The sequence below is a fragment of the Moraxella sp. I5G genome, assembly GCF_055193055.1.
In genome coordinates, this window is the sequence record NZ_JBUXLH010000006.1 from 54,135 (window position 1) to 73,477 (window position 19,343).

At 37.7% G+C, this 19,343-nt stretch carries 16 protein-coding genes and 2 tRNA genes; 11 read left to right on the forward strand and 7 right to left on the reverse strand.

Going from position 1 to position 19,343, the window contains the following annotated elements:
- The first annotated feature begins 140 nt into the window (after positions 1-140).
- Genes plsB through ACZBKJ_RS04650 form a run of 4 tightly spaced genes read left to right on the forward strand, consistent with a single transcriptional unit; the run spans position 141 to position 5,573 of the window.
- Positions 141-2,729 (forward strand): glycerol-3-phosphate 1-O-acyltransferase PlsB, encoded by a 2,589-nt coding sequence (gene plsB, locus ACZBKJ_RS04635; protein WP_463199762.1) that lies wholly within the window; start codon positions 141-143, stop codon positions 2,727-2,729.
- Between the two features lie 11 nt (positions 2,730-2,740).
- Positions 2,741-4,120, forward strand: a complete 1,380-nt coding sequence (tilS, locus tag ACZBKJ_RS04640) for a tRNA lysidine(34) synthetase TilS (protein WP_463199763.1) — start codon at positions 2,741-2,743, stop codon at positions 4,118-4,120.
- 8 nt (positions 4,121-4,128) lie between these two features.
- Positions 4,129-4,956 carry a pyrroline-5-carboxylate reductase gene (gene proC, locus ACZBKJ_RS04645; protein ID WP_463199764.1) on the forward strand — a complete coding sequence of 276 codons (828 nt, stop codon included), beginning with the start codon at positions 4,129-4,131 and terminating at the stop codon, positions 4,954-4,956.
- A 44-nt stretch (positions 4,957-5,000) separates the two neighbouring features.
- Positions 5,001-5,573, forward strand: a complete 573-nt coding sequence (locus tag ACZBKJ_RS04650; RefSeq protein ID WP_463199765.1) for a YggT family protein — start codon at positions 5,001-5,003, stop codon at positions 5,571-5,573.
- A gap of 35 nt (positions 5,574-5,608) precedes the next feature.
- Here the strand turns inward: ACZBKJ_RS04650 and ACZBKJ_RS04655 are convergent, their stop codons facing one another.
- Entirely contained in the window at positions 5,609-6,394 is a 786-nt protein-coding gene (locus ACZBKJ_RS04655) for a hydroxymethylpyrimidine/phosphomethylpyrimidine kinase (RefSeq protein WP_463199766.1), read from the reverse strand.
- 121 nt (positions 6,395-6,515) lie between these two features.
- Here ACZBKJ_RS04655 and ACZBKJ_RS04660 point away from each other — a divergent pair.
- From ACZBKJ_RS04660 to ACZBKJ_RS04675, 4 genes are all read left to right on the forward strand, one after another.
- A tRNA-Ser gene (locus ACZBKJ_RS04660) sits at positions 6,516-6,605 on the forward strand.
- A gap of 80 nt (positions 6,606-6,685) precedes the next feature.
- Positions 6,686-6,762, forward strand: a tRNA-Arg gene (locus ACZBKJ_RS04665).
- Between the two features lie 64 nt (positions 6,763-6,826).
- Entirely contained in the window at positions 6,827-7,186 is a 360-nt protein-coding gene (locus tag ACZBKJ_RS04670; protein ID WP_463199767.1) for a hypothetical protein, read from the forward strand.
- Positions 7,187-7,402: 216 nt separating this feature from the next.
- Entirely contained in the window at positions 7,403-7,951 is a 549-nt protein-coding gene (locus ACZBKJ_RS04675) for an RDD family protein (RefSeq protein WP_463199836.1), read from the forward strand.
- Between the two features lie 228 nt (positions 7,952-8,179).
- Here ACZBKJ_RS04675 and ACZBKJ_RS04680 read toward each other — a convergent pair whose 3' ends face one another.
- Positions 8,180-11,077, reverse strand: coding sequence for a valine--tRNA ligase (locus ACZBKJ_RS04680; protein WP_463199768.1), 2,898 nt, complete (start codon positions 11,075-11,077; stop codon positions 8,180-8,182).
- A gap of 225 nt (positions 11,078-11,302) precedes the next feature.
- Between ACZBKJ_RS04680 and ACZBKJ_RS04685 the strand changes: the two genes are divergently transcribed.
- Complete coding sequence (locus ACZBKJ_RS04685; protein ID WP_463199769.1) at positions 11,303-12,067, forward strand: BPSS1780 family membrane protein; 765 nt, start codon at positions 11,303-11,305, stop codon at positions 12,065-12,067.
- Between the two features lie 181 nt (positions 12,068-12,248).
- Positions 12,249-12,509 carry a type B 50S ribosomal protein L31 gene (locus ACZBKJ_RS04690; protein WP_463199770.1) on the forward strand — a complete coding sequence of 87 codons (261 nt, stop codon included), beginning with the start codon at positions 12,249-12,251 and terminating at the stop codon, positions 12,507-12,509.
- 111 nt (positions 12,510-12,620) lie between these two features.
- Here the strand turns inward: ACZBKJ_RS04690 and ACZBKJ_RS04695 are convergent, their stop codons facing one another.
- From ACZBKJ_RS04695 to ACZBKJ_RS04705, 3 genes are all read right to left on the reverse strand, one after another.
- On the reverse strand, positions 12,621-13,028 hold the full coding sequence (locus ACZBKJ_RS04695) for a hypothetical protein (protein WP_463199771.1): 408 nt from the start codon (positions 13,026-13,028) through the stop codon (positions 12,621-12,623).
- A 127-nt stretch (positions 13,029-13,155) separates the two neighbouring features.
- The gene (gene mutM / locus ACZBKJ_RS04700) at positions 13,156-14,040 is read right to left on the reverse strand and encodes a bifunctional DNA-formamidopyrimidine glycosylase/DNA-(apurinic or apyrimidinic site) lyase (RefSeq protein ID WP_463199772.1); all 885 of its coding nucleotides are present in this window, start codon (positions 14,038-14,040) and stop codon (positions 13,156-13,158) included.
- Positions 14,041-14,106: 66 nt separating this feature from the next.
- Positions 14,107-16,470: a RelA/SpoT family protein gene (locus ACZBKJ_RS04705; protein WP_463199773.1), complete on the reverse strand. Its 2,364-nt coding sequence runs from the start codon at positions 16,468-16,470 to the stop codon at positions 14,107-14,109.
- A gap of 583 nt (positions 16,471-17,053) precedes the next feature.
- Here ACZBKJ_RS04705 and ACZBKJ_RS04710 point away from each other — a divergent pair.
- Positions 17,054-17,506 (forward strand): hypothetical protein, encoded by a 453-nt coding sequence (locus ACZBKJ_RS04710; protein WP_463199774.1) that lies wholly within the window; start codon positions 17,054-17,056, stop codon positions 17,504-17,506.
- Positions 17,507-17,562: 56 nt separating this feature from the next.
- Here the strand turns inward: ACZBKJ_RS04710 and ACZBKJ_RS04715 are convergent, their stop codons facing one another.
- Both ACZBKJ_RS04715 and ACZBKJ_RS04720 read right to left on the reverse strand, forming a co-directional pair.
- Complete coding sequence (locus tag ACZBKJ_RS04715) at positions 17,563-18,549, reverse strand: malate dehydrogenase (protein ID WP_463199775.1); 987 nt, start codon at positions 18,547-18,549, stop codon at positions 17,563-17,565.
- 223 nt (positions 18,550-18,772) lie between these two features.
- Positions 18,773-19,300: a hypothetical protein gene (locus ACZBKJ_RS04720; protein WP_463199776.1), complete on the reverse strand. Its 528-nt coding sequence runs from the start codon at positions 19,298-19,300 to the stop codon at positions 18,773-18,775.
- Positions 19,301-19,343: the final 43 nt, after the last annotated feature.

Below are 19,343 nucleotides of genomic sequence, written 5' to 3' on the forward strand. Positions count from 1 at the left end.
TATCATTTGCCCAATAAATTGCAAGTTTTCCCCATAAAAACCATTTTGGAAAATTTGTAAAATATTGCGACATTTTTTTTCAAAAAATTTACTAAAAAAAATGCTAAAATAGCCCCTATTTTTAGATACAAACCCCACCTATGAAATTAAATAGCCTATCTGAATTAATCACCAAGCCCTTTACAAAAACCGCAAAAAAGACCGAACCTTCTCATTCAGCCAATGCTCAATTATTGGCTTTTTATCGTCAGTTATCAGGAAGGGGATTAGCACTTGCAGTCAAGGCGCAAGTGTTGGGTGAAGTGCCCAAATTAGATGATGGCGTGCCAACGTTTTATGTGCTGCGTGAATATTCGCGTTCCAATACGCTTTTGGTGGATGTTAAAACTCGTGAACTTGGGCTACCACAAGCCTTAGCTACTCAAAATATCGCCCAACTGCATGAGAGTGCATCCATTATTTTTTTAAAATATAAAAACACTTCAGAAGGCGTGGTTTCACCACGACTTGAACGTTTGGTTGGAGCATGTTTGGATAATCCAGAGCTAAAAATTCGTCTGGTGCCAGTTACTATTTTATGGGGCAGAGCACCTAGCAAGGAAGATTCCCTGTTTCATTTATTGCTGGCGGATGAATGGAATACGCCGGGTATTGGTAAACAACTGTTTAATATTGGCGTGATGGGTCGCGATACGGTGATTCAGATGACCACCGCAAAGGATTTATCGGTTTTGATACAAGATGCAAAAGCCAATTATCAAGGCGATACACCCATCACCAAAGCTCATCTAGCTGAGGCAATTAGCATACGACTCAAAGGTTATTTGGATAAACAGCGAACTAGCATCATTGGACCTGATTTGTCAGATAAGCGTAATGTAACAGGAAAAATCTTAACCTCACCAACCGTACAAGCCGCCATCGAAAAAGAATCGCAAGAAACGGGCAAACCCATCAATGTTGTTAAAAAAGAAGCAGCAGGTTATGTTGGTGAGATTACCAGTGATTACTCGCATTCAGTGGTGCGATTTTTTGACCATTTTCTAACTTGGCTATGGACAAAACTTTATGATGGCGTAGAAGTTCGCCACTTTGAACGCGTGCGTACATTAGCACCTGATTATCAAATTGTTTATGTGCCGTGTCATCGCAGTCATATTGATTATTTATTGCTTTCTTATGTAATTTACAAACGCGGATTGCGTATGCCACTTGTGGCAGCAGGCGAGAATCTTAACATTCCAATTGTTGGTGAGATTTTACGAAATGGCGGAGCATTTTTTATGCGTCGCAGTTTTAAAGGCAATGCTTTGTATAGCACAGTATTCAAAGAATACGTTCATACCTTGATGCAGCGTTCTTTGCCAATTGAATATTTTGTAGAAGGTGGTCGCTCACGTTCAGGACGGCTTTTGCCCCCAAAACTAGGCATGCTGGCAATGACTGTAAACAGTTATTTACGTGAACCTGCCAAACCTGTAGTTTTTATTCCAACCTACATCAGTTATGAACGTATTATGGAAGGGGCAACTTACGTTGGCGAGTTAAAAGGCAAGCCCAAAGAAAGCGAAAATTTATTAAGTCTATTAAAAACTGCTAAAAAAATTGAACGAATTTTTGGCACAGTGCATTTATCATTTGGCGAGCCATTGATGCTTGACCGATTTATGGAAAAATTTTCGGTTCATGCTCAAGATAACAGCACTCAAAATATCCAAAAATCTCAAATAATGATTCAAAATATTGGCGTAAAAGTCATGCAAAATATCAATAAAGCTGCGGTTGTTAATCCCGTGTCTTTATTGGCTTTGGTGCTACTATCCACGCCAAAATCTGCCATTGGTCAGGCTCAATGTATTGAACAGATTGGTTTGTATCAGCGCATCGCTCAGGCTTTACCTTATGATAAAGATACATTCATCACAGATATGAAGCCATCAGAGATTTTGGCGTATGGTGAAAAATTAAAACTGATTGACCGTACAGCGCATATTTTAGGTGATATGATTAAAGTAGCTGATAAACAAGCCCCGCTTTTGAGTTATTTTAGAAACAATATTTTGCATGTGTTTATTTTGGCAAGTTTTATTGCATCGCTTGTGCAAAGAAATGGACGTATCTATCAAGATAAATTAGACAGTATTACCAAACTTTTATACCCATTTTTACAAACCGAATTGTTTTTGAAATATGCTCAAAGAAATATTACTCAGGTTGTCAGTCAAATTGTACAAATATTAATCAGTGAGCAAGTACTTGTTGATTTGGGTGAAGGCGTGGTGAGTACGCCAGAGAGTAACTCAGAATCTTATCAACAGCTTTTGGTTTTGGCAAGTCCTGCCCAGCAAAGCCTTGAACGTTATTTTATGGCATTGACGTTATTATCTGAACAAGGCAGTGGGCGTTTAAATAGCGAACAGGTTGTTAATTTATGTCATGTCTTGGGTCAACGAGTAAGCCTACTGTACGCTGATGATTTGCCAGATATGTTTGATAAGGCGTTATTTACAGGCTTTTTGGGTACGCTACAACGTATGGGTTATATCCAAATTGATGAAAATGGCTTGATTAATTTTGATGAACGCATTGATGAGATTGCCCAGCACGCTAAGTTTGTCTTAAATCCTGATATGATGCAGCTACTTCGTCATTCTGCCAAATTAGATGCTGATGACATTCAAGTGGTACTAAGTGAGCTGGATAAAAAACGTAAATTTGGTCTTAGGTAACGGATAGCCCATTGAAATTGGTCGATAAAATTTTATCTGTATTGTCTGATTTACCAGTTTTTTCCAATCAGTTGTTTTTGGCGTGCAGTGGTGGGCGTGATTCATTATCACTGGCTTTTGCTTGCTATTTATTGCATCAAAAGAGTGAATTACAAACATTGCCAACGCTGCTTCATGTTCATCATGGCATGCAAAAAGCCAATGATGATTGGGCAAATCTGGTAAAAACTTGGTCACAAGACTTAGGGTTTACTTGCCATATTTTACCCATCTCTTTGGATAAAAAAACTGAAACCGCTGCTCGTGATGGGCGTTATATGGCAATGGCAAATTTGATGGGCGATAATGATGTTTTGTTGCTAGCGCATCATCAAAATGACCAAGCTGAAACTGTGCTTATGCGATTGATAAACGGCGCAGGTGCATCTGGTCTTGGTGGCATTAAAAAATACCAAGAAAAAAGCATTAATGGTAAAAAAATCATATTATATCGCCCATTTTTAACCATCAGTCGAGATGAGATAAGTGATTTTGCGCAATTTTATCAGTTGCCTTTTGTTGATGACCCAACCAATGAAACGGGCGAAAATTTGCGCAGTATCATTCGCACAAAAATTATGCCAATTTTAAACCAGCTAAACCCAAAAACGGTGCAAAATATTGCAAGAGCAAGCCAACATTTAACCGAAGCTGATTTGATTGTAAAACAAACAATCATACAACATATTCAAGATTGTTTGATACAAACCTTAACTGTGCCACCTTATCAAAGCGTTTTAGATATTGATAAAATCAAAGGTTTGGATAAAACCATTCAAAAAACATTGGTTCATCAATGGATGCAAGGCGATGAAGTTTTGCCGCCCAATCATCAGTTGATTTTGGATATTTTAGAACTGATTTATCGGCAAAACCCTGATCATCAAACCCAGATTTTTTGGCAGGGTAAAAAGAATGCGTTTATTGTATGCCGTTATCAAAATCGGTTATACCGCTATCATCATGCAGTTTGGGATTTATTGCAATTTCCGCCATGTGCGGTTACAAACCAAAATCATCAGACTGTATTAAAACTAAGCGATGAACTGATTTTTTGGTTGTCATTACCAAAAAATATAAACGTTCGTCCACTTCAAAAAACTGATAAAATCCAGTATCATCAGCATACAGCCAATCAAGCTATGATGAATCGGCAATTATCTGGAAAAAAATTATACCAAACTCTAAAAATTCCTAGTTGGTTAAGAGATAATTTGTGGCTGATTTGCCATCAGGATAAACCATTGTATTTAATCAGTATTTTTCATTTATGGCAACTGGAAAAATCAGAAGTATCCCATTATTTTTTGTTGGATAAATCAAAACCGCTGGGTCAATTGACAGCACTATAAGGATAAAAATGAACAATTTTCATACCCTGTGTGGTAAAATCATTGTATTTATTGGTGGCGGCAATATGGCAAATGCCATCATTGATGGTTTATTATTGGCAAATCAAACGCATCATTTAGGATTGGTGATTCAGGTATCTGACCCTGATATCAAAAAACAGGCTACATTTGCCCAAAAGGGCGTTGAGATGGTATTGCCCAGCGATGCTCCTAAAATTTTAACCGCAGCTGATATTATCGTTTTGGCGATTAAACCGCAAGTTGTTGAAAGTGTGGCTGAAGATATTGCCCCTTATATAGCAGATAAATTGATTGTATCAATTTTGGCAGGTGTATCAACTCAGCGTTTAAGTGAATTATTTAATAGTGATACGATTGTTCGCTGTATGCCAAATTTACCTGCGAGTATTGGTGTGGGAGCAACGGGACTGTTTGCATTTAATAAAGTCAGTGCTGAATATAAAGCTCAAGCAGCCGCAATTTTGCAAAGTTGTGGTATTGCAGTGTGGGTAAATGATGAAACACTTTTACATGTCGTGACTGCTGTTTCTGGGTCATCACCTGCTTACTTTTTTTATATGTTAGAAGCGATGGTAGAAAAAGCTGTTCAATTGGGTTTGGACGAACAAACAGCAAAATTGTTAGCTGTCCAAAGTTTGATTGGAGCAGGATTTTTAGCAAAAGATGATGATTTGGCAGTTTTACGTCAAAAAGTAACTTCTAAGGGTGGCACTACTCAAGCAGCGATTGATGCATTTGAGGCGCAAAATTTTGCAAAAATTGTGGATAATGCCATGCAGGCTTGCGTTAATCGTAGTCAAGAACTCGCCAAGTGATGTCAGCTTAGTAAAATTCAAATAGATAATAAATTGATATAGTGATGATAAATAGCCCTTTAACCGTTATTTTTATGATGGTCGTCAATTTGGCGATGTTGATTATTTTTATTCGTTTTATGTTTCAATTCGCTCAAATTGACCCAAAACACCCTTATTCTAAAGCCACTTATGGGATTTCAGCGGTAGTTACGGTATTTCAAAGAATTTTTCCTGATTTAGCGGGCGGGCGTATTAGTTTGTCAGCGATTGTACTTCTGCTGCTTCTAACTTACATTAAAATCGCTGGATTGGCTGGCATACATGGCGAACATTTAACCCCATTAGTATTGTTTTTTCGTGGCACATTGCAAGCAATTTTGATGTTGGTAACAGCGTTAAAATACACCGTATTTGCAGGCGTGATTTTAAGCTGGGTGATTTTATTGAGTAATAAAATTCACCCCGCAATGGAAATTATTATGGAAATGGCTGAACCAATCATTGCGCCATTTCGCCGTTTTACCCCAAATTTAGGTATGATTGACCTTTCCACTTTGGTGGCGTTATTGGCGCTTGGGTTGATTGAAACCATAATTGAAGTTGTAGGCGCAAATATATTACAGCAATTGATGTAAGTAAATGCTGCCAAAGAAATGTATTTGATTTGTCATCAAAACCGTTTAGGAATCAGTTGCGCCTTTGGGTTGTCAGGGTGGGGCGCATCTGCATTTTTGAGGACACCTTGTATCCATTTATCAGCATTTTTTACCGCTTGCACCAAATCATCACCAACCGCCAATCTGCCAGCAATAAAGCTTGCTAAAGAACAGCCAGAACCATGAAATTCCCCAGCCAAACGTGGCAAAATACTCGCATGAACCATATGACCGTCAATATATAAAAATTGCTCAATATCTCCTTTATCAAAATCATGAGAAGTTTTGACTAATACTGCTTTTACGCCATTTTGACACAGTGTTTTGGCAGCATCATGCAGGTCATTTTTACCAGATAATGCTCGAAGTTCATGCGTGTTTGGTGTGATGAGTGTGGCATATGGTAAAATCTTACCAAAGGCAGAAACCAAAGTTTTTTTATCGCCTAAGCTGCCGCCACTATTAGCAACTAAGACAGGGTCAAGTACAAATGGTGTGCCTGATTTAATGTTATTATTTTTAAATAAATTTGCAATGACATCAATATTTTTTACCGTGCCAAGCATACCTGATTTAATCGCTTTAACTGGCAAATCTTCAAGTACAGCCATGGCTTGTTTGTCTAAAAGCTCATTATGAACAGGTTCAAATCCAAAGACTTTTTGTGAATTTTGCACAGTAATTGCGGTGCAAGCAATGCTAGCATGAGCACCCGCTTGACCAATGGATTCAATATCTGCTTGTAAACCAGCTCCACCAGAAGGGTCAAGACCTGAAAAACAAAGCACTACAGGGCGCATAAGTATCCTTATTGCTAATTTTGTGAAAGACTTTATCATAACAATTTTTGATAAAATTTAAAATATATACTTGAAAAGTACTTGCATTTTTATAAATCTTTGTTATAATTGCCCGCACAACGGTGACGTGGGTGAGTGGCTGAAACCACATCCCTGCTAAGGATGCATACGGGAAACTGTATCGAGGGTTCGAATCCCTCCGTCACCGCCATTTTATTGAAAGAAATTTCAATAAATGAATAAAAAAGGCTTGACATACAGTTAAATTACTTTATAATAGCCACCCATAGAGCGCCCGTAGCTCAGTTGGATAGAGCACTTGGCTACGAACTAAGGGGTCGGGAGTTCGAATCTCTCCGGGCGCGCCATATATAAGAACCAAAACTTAGTTGTTTTGGTTTTTTCTTGTCTCCAATTTAAATAAGGGGTTGTATGCGTTTTATTTCTGTGATGATTGCAGCTGTTTTAATGACTGCTTGTGCAAATAAACCAGTATTGCCAGAAAATTTGGTGCAAGCTCAGGTTATGACAGATAATAATTTAGCCCAAGCAGCTGAACAATCTGTTGTTGTACAAGATGCAAAGCAGGCAGTCATTTCAGCTCAAAAAGCTGAAGAGCAAGCCCAAAAAGCCAATCGCAAAGCTGAAAAAGCTGCCAAACGCGCTGAAAGAGCTCAAAAACGTGCTGAGGCTCGCGCCAAACGTGCTGAAGCTCGTCGTGAAAAAGCTGCCAAACGTGCCGCTGCTAAAGCCGAAAAACTGGCAAAAGTTAATGAAATTATTGAACAGTAATCTGTAGTTATTAATCATTTGCAAATAAATAATAGAAGGCGGCACAAACCGCCTTTTATGTTTTGCAACATTGGGAAAAAGAAGATTTTATGCTAAAATGCCCTTTTTATGCCTAAAAAGCTTTGTATGTTCAAACAATCAGATAAAAATCAATCTCCCACTGATAATCCTAAAGCTGTTTCTGTGTCTGATGAACCTTTAGTAATCGCTCATCCAATAGTGCGCTTACTTGCTTTAATCTATGATGGCATGTTGATTTTGGCAATGCTTTTTTTAACAGGTACAATCGGAGCGGTTATAGGTACGCTTTTGCTGCTTGATGTTGGTCAATCAGCGAATCAAGCTCAAGAACTGCCAATTTGGTATCAAAACGGGGTGTTATCGCCCATTTTTATTTTGACGTTGGTGGGATTCTATGGAGTTTTTTGGCGAAAATCCGGTCAAACTCTAGGCATGCAGACTTGGCGAATTAAAACCGTTACTGCTCATGGTAAACTGCTTTTATGGTGGCAGAGTTTTGGGCGCATTTTAAGCGCTTGTCTTTTACCATTATTGTGTGCAACGGTAGGTGGTGTCCTGCAAGACGGTGAGCGCGCCGCAGTGTGGATGAGTGCATTTTTGGGATTTTTGTTTAATTATCTGTTTTGTTTTTTTAATCGTCAAGGATTGGCAGTACATGATATTTTGTCCAATACCATGACCTTAAAAGTGCCTAAAATTCAGCATGAAAGTTTGTGGCAGTCTTTTAGACGTAGGGCGAAGTGATAATCTAAAGTGCTTGTTTAATTACACTCATCATGTATTCTTTATTTATAGTATTTTGATGATAATTTCATAATTTCTGATGCCGTGATGTCCAATATTTTAAAACCCAATTTCTTTTAATTTTCCTTTTTTTGATGTTTATAAATAATTTTAATAAATTTTTTTGAATGTAAATTTTCTTGTTAAAATAAAAAAAGGCAAAGGTAAAATCACCTTTGCCCAATAAATTTATAATCCTTGAATCTCTTCCATATTTTCTTTTAATTTTTGAATTTGTCCACTAAGCTCATCAAGCTTTAGCCGTTCACTTTCAACTACATTGGCAGGCGCCTTAGCAACAAAATTTTCATTGTTTAATTTACCTGAGATTTGGTCGCGTTGTTTTTGTAGTTTATCCAGTTCTTTTTGTAGACGACCAAGTTCAGCATTTGGGTCAATCAGACCTTTCATTGGTACAAAGACACTCACTTGTCCAACCATGCCAGATGATGATAGAGGCGCTTTGTCATTGTTATCAAGATAAGCCAGACTTTCCACTTTTGCAAGGGCTTTAAATAATGGTTCAATGCGATTGATGGTTGTACGTTCAGTAGCTGTAATATTTTGCAATAATACAGGAAGTAATCTGGCATTTCCCAGCCCCATTTCACCACGAATATTGCGCACCACACCAATCAAGCCTTGAAGCCACTGCATATCGTTTTGAGCTTCTTCATTAATAAATTCTGAATTAACCTCTGGGTAATCTGCTAGCATAATGGTTTTACCGTCAAGGTTTAGCATGGGCGCCAAAGTTTGCCAAATTTCTTCAGTAATGAATGGCATCAAAGGATGTGTTAAGCGTAGAGCTGTCTCAAGAACCGACAATAATATCAAACGTACTTGGACTTTTCTATCATCACTTTGATTATCATCATTTAAAACAGGTTTGGCAAGTTCTACATACCAATCACAGTATTCATTCCAGATAAATTCATAAATGGCATTTGCCGCCAAATCAAGTCGATACGTCTTAAAAGCTAGCTCCACTGCTTCAATGCAGTTTTGTAAACGGCTCATAATCCATTTTTCGGGTAATTCCCAAAAGTTAGTATCAATATTTTGGGCGATGGTTTTGCCTTCTACATTCATCAAAACAAAACGGGTAGCATTCCAAATTTTATTACAAAAATTGCGATAGCCTTCTACGCGTTTTAAATCAAATTTAATATCACGTCCTGTATTTGCTAAAGCACAAAATGTAAAACGTACCGCATCAGTACCATAAGCGGCTATCCCATCCGGGAATTCTTTACGAGTGGCTTTTTCAATCTTTTGAGCATCTTTGGGGTTCATTAATCCAGATGTACGTTTTTTAACCAAACTTTCCAAATCAATGCTGTCAATCAAATCCAAAGGGTCAAGCACATTGCCTTTAGATTTGGACATTTTTTGACCTTCACTATCACGCACCAAACCATGTACATAGACAGTTTTAAAAGGAACTTGTGGTGTGCCATCTTCATTTTTGACAAAGTGCATGGTCATCATAATCATGCGTGCCACCCAAAAGAAAATAATATCAAAGCCGGTTACTAAAACCGATGTTGGGTGGAAGGTTTGTAAAAATGGATTTTGACTGTCTTTTTGTTTGTTACCCGTCCAGCCTAATGTGCTAAATGTCCATAATGCCGAACTAAACCAAGTATCTAGTACATCATCATCTTGGCGCAAGCTGATTTGTTCGCCAAGTTTATGCTTTTGGCGAACTTCGGATTCACTGCGTCCAACATATACATTACCATCATTATCATACCATGCAGGAATACGATGACCCCACCAAAGCTGACGACTGATGCACCAATCCTGAATATCTCGCATCCATGCCATATACATATTCGTGTATTGTTCAGGAACAAATTTAATTCGCCCATCTTCAACTGCTTCAATTGCGGGTTTGGCAAGTGGCGCAATCTTGACATACCATTGGTCGGTCAAAAGCGGTTCAATGACCACGCCCGAACGGTCGCCCTTCGGAGTTTTTAAGCTGTGTGGTTCTATTTTTTCAAGCCAACCTTCGCTTTGGGCTTGAGCAACGAGTTTTTTACGAGCAGCAAAACGCTCAAGCCCAATATATTCACTAGGCGCATCAATTTGTTCAGTAACGGGGCTGCCAATCTGAGTAAGAACGTCAAATTTATCCAAGATTTCAGCATTGATATTAAAAATATTAATCAAGGCTAAATTTTGACGTTTGCCCATTTCATAGTCATTAAAATCATGAGCTGGCGTAATTTTTACACATCCTGTACCAAACTCTTTTTCAACATAATCATCGCCAACAATGGGTACAACGCGTCCTGTGATGGGTAAAATTACCGATTGACCAATCAAATGATTAAAACGTTCATCATTGGGATTTACTGCAACTGCAGTATCACCAAGCAAAGTTTCAGGGCGCGTGGTGGCAACCGTTAGATAATTTTTACCGTCTTTGGTGGTGAGTTCTTTGTTGGTAAAATAATAATTAAAATACCATAAAGAACCTTGCTCTTCATGACTTTCTACTTCTAAGTCAGATAAAGCGGTATGCAGTTTCGGATCCCAGTTTACTAAGCGCTTGCCCCGATAAATCAAACCTTGTTCATGTAATTGTACAAAAACTTCCTTAACAGCATCTGATAAACCATCATCCATAGTAAAACGTTCGCGACTCCAGTCTACACTTGAACCCAGACGGCGAATTTGCTTGGTGATTGTACCACCTGATTTATCTTTCCACTGCCAAACTTTTTCTAAAAAAGCTTCACGCCCCAAGTCATGACGACTAATGCCTTCTTGACCCAATTGGCGTTCTACAACCATCTGCGTGGCAATACCAGCATGGTCAGTCCCAGGTTGCCACAATGTGTTATAGCCTTTCATGCGATGAAAACGAGTTAAAGCATCCATAATGGCATTATTAAAACCATGCCCCATATGCAGACTTCCAGTTACGTTTGGTGGCGGCAAGGCAATGGAAAAAGATTTGTCTTTATCTAAAGTGGGTTTAAAATAATCATTGTTTTCCCAAAGCTCATACCATTTTTGTTCAATGCTGGCAGGGTTGTAAGTAGTGGATAGATTTTGAGCAGAAGTATCAGTCATAATGTTCTCTAAAAATTTATAAAATGTTAAATCGCAAGATAAATTAAAAAAAATAATTCTACCGCAAAAACAGTTTTGATGGAAATTTTCTTTTAGGTAGGATTTCACAGATTAACAGCCAAGTTTGTAATATTTTGTAAGATAAAATAAAAACAAGCTGATTTTATGAGTAAAATTTGCTATAACTTACAACAATTTTACAAATGAAATTTAGGAAAACAGTGAATGAGTAACCCATATGACTCCAATAATTTAAATGAATACAATCCTTATCAAGCACCTGCTGCCTACGAAGAAGGATATCAAGATGACTTGGTGCTGCTAGATGAACCAAAACGCTTTGGCGCCTCGGCGGGTATGGATTGGATTAAAGAATCTTGGCGAATTTTTAAGTTAAATCCAGGTCTGTGGATATTAAGTTTAATTGCTTATTTTGTTATTACTTTTGTAGCGTCCATGATTCCTGTGATTAATATCATTGTTAGTTTTTTAAATGTATTTTTTGTGGCAAGCATGGCGTATATCGCCTATCGTTTGGATATGGAAGAGGGCGCCAGCATTTCGGATTTATTTGCTGCTTTTTCGCATAATCCTATGGGTCAAATAAAGATTATGTTATGGTCGATGGTTCCAGTTGCTATTTCTGGTATTCTTGCGGCAATTTTTATTCCTAACATTACTCATTTATCAAGCGATATTAGTATTGCAACATTGTTTGTCTTGATAATATTGTTGGCAGTCATTCCGCTTATAATGGCAATGTATTTATCACCCATTTTAGTCATGTTTCATGAAATGCCAGCTTTGGACGCAATGAAATTGTCGTTTAAAGCATGTTTGGTTAATATTTTTCCTATGCTGGTTTTTGGTATTGTGTTCTTAATTATTGCATTGATTTCTACAATCCCTCTAGGTTTAGGGCTTTTGGTAACGATGCCTATGAGCACTATTGCAACCTATGTGATTTATAAAAATACGCTGCTTGGTTGATTCATTAATTTTAACTTGAAAATTTAACTATTTTTTTATAAAATAGCCATTTTATTTCCCATTTAAGTTGGCTAATAAAGTTTGGCTCGTGGTGCGGCATATCAAAGTTGGTTGATGATGGCGTGGCTACAGTTGCAGATAATGCAAGTTTATTAGTGCTTAGGTTTTTTGGATACCAATTATGCGTAAAGACATTCACCCAGAATATAAAGAAGTATTGTTTCATGATACCAATGCTGACGTGTATTTTTTGACTCGTTCTACTGTAGCAACCAAAACTACACGTGAGTATCAAGGTAAGGAATATCCTTATTTCCCATTAGATATTTCAAGTGCTTCCCATCCATTCTACACAGGCGAACAACGCAAAACCGCAAACGAAGGTCGTGTGGCAAGCTTCAACAAGCGTTTTGGCGCATTTGCTAATCGTGGTAAAAAATAAGTTGCCAATGCTTATAAAAAACTGTCCTTTGTGGCGGTTTTTTTTATGATAAAAATTTTTAATAAAAAATCCGCTTTATTGGTATAAAGCGGATAACAAAATACAAAAAACTTAGTAAGGGTTTACTACTACACTTTGGTCAGTGTTAATAATAACTTCTGATGGACGGTCTACAATAAAACGCACTTCATGAGTGTTGGCATTTTGTCTTTTTACATAGTTGTCATATTCAGGCGTGCAGCCAACGCAGCGACGCATATTATCCCATGGCTGACGCACCAAATGTTCATAAGAACTGTCTACACTATTGGATGCAATTGAAAATGGTAAGCCAACAACATGCAGTGCTGTACCCGCAATGGCTCCTGCCAATTGAGCAGGTTTACCAACTAACAAATCAGCAGTCATTGTACCATAATTAGGACCAAAGTCTTTTTCATCAATTTCCATAGCAGCATTGGCAGTGCTATGAATAGCAATCACGGCGGTAAATGCACACAGTAGATGTTTGATTTTCATACAATTATCCTTATTGGGAAATACCCAAAATCTTTTATCTATTACAGCAAGTTTAACAGTGATTAGCAAGCGTTTGATACAGTTAATTGGGTAAGCGGTAAATTTTTCCGATGGATGAAAAATTAGACTAACCAGTGAAGGACTGACAATGCGGACAATAGACACTAGCTCGCCCGGTAATTTTGATATTTTCTAGTAATGTTCCGCAGTCAAGACAGGGCTGCCCCTCTCGTCCATACACCAAAAGCGTTTGCTGAAAATATCCTGCCTTGCCATCACCAACCATGAAGTCTTTTAGACTTGAACCGCCTTTTTTAATGGATTTATCCAAGATGATTTTGATGTTATTTGCTAAGATTTTCAACTGTTCTTTAGTTAATAAATGAGCAGGTGTTGCAGGGTGAATGTGGCTTAAAAATAAACTTTCTGCAGCGTAGATATTGCCTACACCAACGACAATTGTTTGGTCCATAATGACCGTTTTAATTGGTTTTTTAATGGGATTTTTGCTTTGCCAAATTTTATGATATAAATAACAACCGTTAAAATCGTTTTCTAAAGGCTCAACTCCCAAATGAGCTAAGTATTTATCAGCTAAATTTTGCCCATTGATATAATCATCGTTATCCGCCCAGGTAATGATGCCAAAGCGTCTTGGGTCGTGATAATATAAATTGGTTAATAAACCATCTTCACCAATAAAGGTCATCACCATATGGTCATGCTTATCTAATGTTTTATCAGCATCAACGCGGCGCTGCTGTAAACTGCCTGACATGCCCAAATGTACCAACAAAGTCTTTTTGGTGTGGTTGGTTTGGTGGGTAAAGTATAGCAGTAAATATTTAGCACGGCGAACGGCTTTGATGAATTGATAACCAACCAAACTGGATAAATCGTTTGGTAAACATTCACGCAACCTTTTTCCTGAAGTATAGACTTCTGTAACGGTTTGCCCAATCAAAGGGTTTAGACTGGTTTTAGTGGTTTCAACTTCAGGCAACTCTGGCATATTTTTCCTTGTTAGATTATAAAAAGTTAAATGATTAATTGAAGAAATTACGTACAAATTTGTACATTAATTGGTGCTTCTGCGTGCCGAAAGCACACTTGGCTGTTGTTCAATTTTACCTAAAAGGCGCGATAAGTGGGCAATACCTGCCACTTCCACAAAAAATTTCATGCGACAAATACTTTCATCATTATGGATGGTTTCAGCTCGATGAATATTCACTTTTTCGCGGTCAATTAAATTGACTAAATCACGTAAAAGCCCATCTCTTGGTGTGGCTTCTACAGTGATGGCGGTTGGTTGATATCGTCCAAAATGCTCTTGCCAATGCGCAATAACAACACGGTCTGGTTCTTTTTCAATTAGGCGTAAAAATTCAGCACACGATTGTTTATGAATGCTGACACCACTAGACAAAGTAATAAACCCTGCAATTGGTTCGCCGTGTACGGGGCTACAGCATTTGGCAAGATGAATTTCTACATTATCCAAACCTTCTAAGTCAATTTTATACTTATTGGGTCGTGATACAGGCTTGATTTCAATGGTGGCTTCTTGAACGGGTGGGGTTTTTAAGCCTAATTTATCTGCTAATTTATCTACTAAAGCTGATGTATTGAGCTCACCCATTGCCAAGGCTAGATATAATTCATCTTTATTCTTTTGGCTAAAATCCTGACACAGCTCATTAAAATTAATTTGATTAAGAGAAAGTGAAAGCCGTTCAATTTCTTTTAAAAACAGATTTTTCCCCGTTTCTATGTTTTTATCACGGTCTTGTTTATTAAACCATTGTCTTAGTTTAGCTTTGGCTCGGTTTGTGTGGATATAGCCTAATGATGACATCAGCCAATCGCGGTTAGGTTCTCTGCTGGCTTTAGTGATGATTTCAACTTGATCACCAGTTTTGGGTTGGTGAGTTAAAGGCACATAACGCCCATTAACTTTTGCTCCTTGAGCTCGGTTGCCAATGGCTGTATGTACATAGTAAGCAAAATCCAGTACCGTTGCTCCTTTGGGAAGCTCAATAATATCGCCATCGCGACTAAAAACAAAAATCCGCTCGGCATCATCGATTTCAAGCTCATCTTCGCTTTGTTCATTTTTATCGCCTGATAGTAATTGACGAAGTGAACTGATTTTTTGGGTGAGATAATCGTCTTGTTTGCCTTTTAAGCCTTCTTTATAATTTACGTGTGCTGCTTTGCCTAATTCGGCTTCAAAGTGCATATCAAAGGTACGAATTTGAATCTCTAGTGTGCGATTTTCAGCAATCACAACAGTGTGTAAGGATTTATAACCATTGGGCTTTGGGTTAGTGATGTAATCATCAAATTGTTCTGGAACATGTCGCCAAAGTCCATGCACCACGCCAAGTGTGTGATAGCATTCAGCATTGGTATTAACCAGCACTCTTAAGGCTCGAATATCGTATAACTGGTCAAAAGATAAATTTTTCTTTTTCATCTTTCGCCAAATCGAATAAATATGTTTAACTCGTCCTGATATTTCGCATGAAATGCCTGTACGTGCCAACTCATCCTTTAAAATCGCTTGAACTTTTTCAATATACAGTTCGCGTTCACTACGTTTTTCAGCAAGCAAGCTGGCAATTTCTTTGTATTCATCAGGCGCTAAATAACGAAAAGCCAAATCTTCCAATTCCCATTTTAATTGGGCAATCGACAGCCGATGAGCCAGTGGTGCGTAAATGGTCATGACTTCTCTAGCTACACGTTTTTGGCGGTCGGGTGTAGCAAAAGATAATTCACGCATGGCAAAAGTGCGTTCAGCAAGCTTAATTAAAACCGCACGCACGTCATTGGTGGTACTAATCAGCATACTGTAAATAGTGGATAACTGCTCGCGCTGATTGTTTTCAAAATAATCTTCAAGACGTTTGTTGCCTTCGATGCTTTCAGATAGTTTGCCCATTGCTAACGTATCAGCAACTAAATGAGCAATGTCTTGCCCAAAATTTTTTGCAATGGTATCTGTGTTGATAAGCTCGCGTCGTGCCGCTCGATAAAGCATGGCAGCGACCAAAGCATTTTCGTCCCAGTACAGATATGCCAAAATATCTGCCATACCAATTCCAGTTGCATAGGCACCAGAACGTACAGCGTGAGCTTTATTGGTTTGGATTTTAACAAATTCACACGCCCGACGAAGCATTGGTAAGTCATCTTTGCCAATGCGTTCAGCAACCACCTTTAACCAGCTTTGTATATCAATATCATCCTCACTAATACTAGCGGGCACAGTTTGACTGTTGGAATGGTCAAGTTTGGTGGTGAGTTTGCGACTGTCTAGTTGCGATTTGATGTCTGGGTGAAGTCGTTTTCGGGCAAGGCTTGCGGTTAGACTGGCACTATCCTGACTGCTGTCATTGCCATGCAAAAGGGGTAGGCTATCTCGTATCTGTACCACGGCATATCCTTTTATCACTATTTGCTATGATTGAGTTAGTATAACATAACTATTGATTTTGTTTATCGTGTTTTGGTTAGCGTCGTTTTGCAGTTTTTATCTGAATTCTTACGCAATTCACCTAAAAATATCGTTAATTTGTTGCAAATTTTTGACCAATTTTGATGCAGTTTGTTATTAAATTTGAATTTATCATTAGCCACTTATTCAAAAAAAGGTGGTTGATTATCGGAAATTTGGTTTTTGGTTAAGTTTTAATCTTGTGATAGCGTTATAATTATTGTTAACATAATTAGTAAGGTGTTGAAATGATACTTTTATAAACAATAATTGTTATTTGTGATTATCAAATTGGAATATTGCAAAAATATACTGCATTTTTCATTATTTGCTAGGTAATATGATTATGTCAAGAGATATCAATCCATTTAAGCAAAATCCTCAATAATTATTCTTAAAAAGAATTATTTTTGCATTACCAAATCTGTTTTTTTTTGAAAATAGATGTTCAAACAGTTTGGTGATATCAATGATGCTTTTGCTATGTAGATTATTAATTGTAATGTTAGGTTAAGGAAAAGTTATGGCTAAAAAGAAAAATGAAGATGGTAGTGGTTTTGGTCTAATAGTTTTAATTGTAGGTGTGATTATTTGTTATTCGTGGGATTTTTTGGTTAGAAATAGGCTATTTCTGTCGATTGGTTTTGTTGTTTGCTTGCTCACTATTTTGCATTTTAGGAGAAAAAGTAAAGAAAAGAAAAGAGCAGAGATGGAAAGAAGAAGGATTGAGAGATTTAATTATTTATATAGTAAGTATGTGGATGAAGATATTGTTGTAAGTATTATGAATCAAGAATTTTGGCAAGGACAAACGGAAGAAATGTTGCTTGATTCACTAGGATATCCTGATGATAAAGATATTAAGGTTCTAAAAAGCAAACGTCGTGAAGTTTGGAAATATGATAAAATTAGTGCCAGAAGTTATCGAACAAAAATCATACTTGAAAATGGTATTGTTGTTGGATATGATTATTAAATCTAGTATAAAAAATAACACCCTAAATAGGGTGTTATTTTATTTATCAAACTAAATTATAGTAAATGCGCAATCGCATCACGTTCATCAGTAAGTTCTTTTAGGGTAATGTTGATGCGCTCTTGGCTGAATTCGTCAATTTCCAAACCTTGAACGATTTTGTATTCACCATTTTCGGTGGTTACAGGGAAACCAAACATAACGCCTTCTGGAATGCCATAAGAGCCATCCGATGGAATGCCCATAGTTACCCATTCGCCATTGGTGCCAAGTGCCCAATCACGCATATGGTCAATTGCAGCATTAGCAGCAGAAGCAGCAGAAGATAGACCACGAGCTTCAATAATGGCTGCACCGCGTTTACCTACAGTTGGTAAAAAGACATTTGCATTCCATTCTTGGTCGTTAATCATGTCTTTAACACTTTCACCATTGATGGTTGCAAAGCGATAATCCGCATACATAGTAGGGCTGTGGTTACCCCAAACGGTTAAGTTTTTGATGTCTTTAACTGCTTTACCAGTTTTTTTAGCAACTTGCGTTAAAGCACGGTTATGGTCAAGGCGCAACATAGCCGTGAAGTTTTTTGCTGGCAAGTCAGGCGCTGATTTCATGGCAATGTAAGCGTTTGTATTGGCAGGGTTGCCAACAACCAACACTTTAACATCACGGTTTGCTACATCATTTAAAGCTTTACCTTGTACAGTAAAGATTTTGGCATTTTCTTGTAATAAGTCAGCACGTTCCATGCCAGGACCACGAGGACGAGCGCCAACAAGTAAAGCATAGTCAGCATCTTTAAATGCCACATTTGGGTCGTCAGTACCAATCACATCAACCAATAATGGGAATGCACAGTCATCAAGCTCCATAATTACGCCTTGTAGGGCTTGTTGGGCTTTTTCTACTGGAATTTCGAGGAGTTGTAAAATAACTGGCTGGTCCTTGCCAAGCATCTCACCTGAAGCAATGCGGAATAATAAACTGTAGCCAATTTGACCTGCAGCACCAGTAACAGCAACACGAACGGGTTGTTTACTCATGATATTGTCCTTAAAATGGTAAAATTTGTGATTTACAATATGGCAAAATCCACCTAAATTGTAAAATCGTCTTAGTTTAGCATGTACAAGTATAAATCGCAAAGCCTTTTTAGGCTTCATTATTTTTCTAAATGTTGTCTAATGTGGGTTGGCTTATAACATACAATCTAATAATTATCTAATAATTAGCACAAAGTTTTGGACATTTTTACACTCAACACACTTACGGCACAATTTTTAACTTATGAGTGGCGCCATTGATAACATAAATATCTTTACTCTGAGCGGCATGCGTGCAGGTATAGCTTGAACCAGTTGAACCAGTTGTGTACCATGTATCACCTTGAAAGTAATATTCATAAGTTTGCCAGCCTGTATAACCGCCATATGTATTTTTAGCATTGACATTTACGCAAGCAAGATACACTGGAAAACCTACCCATCCTTTACCCTCGTGTGAGCTTTTAAATGCGGAAAGAAAACCATCAAACGCTAATGTAGTTGTATAAAATACTTTGACAGGTTTCATGTAAAATTCAATTTTTGCGCTGTCATAATCTAACAAATTTCTTTGCAAATGCTGCTTAACGCTAGATTGGTAATTGCTTGGATAAGCACCATAATTTGCGCTGTGAATTTGTTTCATAGATAAGGTATCTAACACAGGTTTGGTGGTGGCCACAGGTTTGGTGGTGGCGCAGCCTGATATTAATGCCAAAGTGGTCAATGAATAAATAATAAATTTTTTCACAAAAAAGCCTCTGATAAAATCAAAGGCTTATTCTAGCATTTTT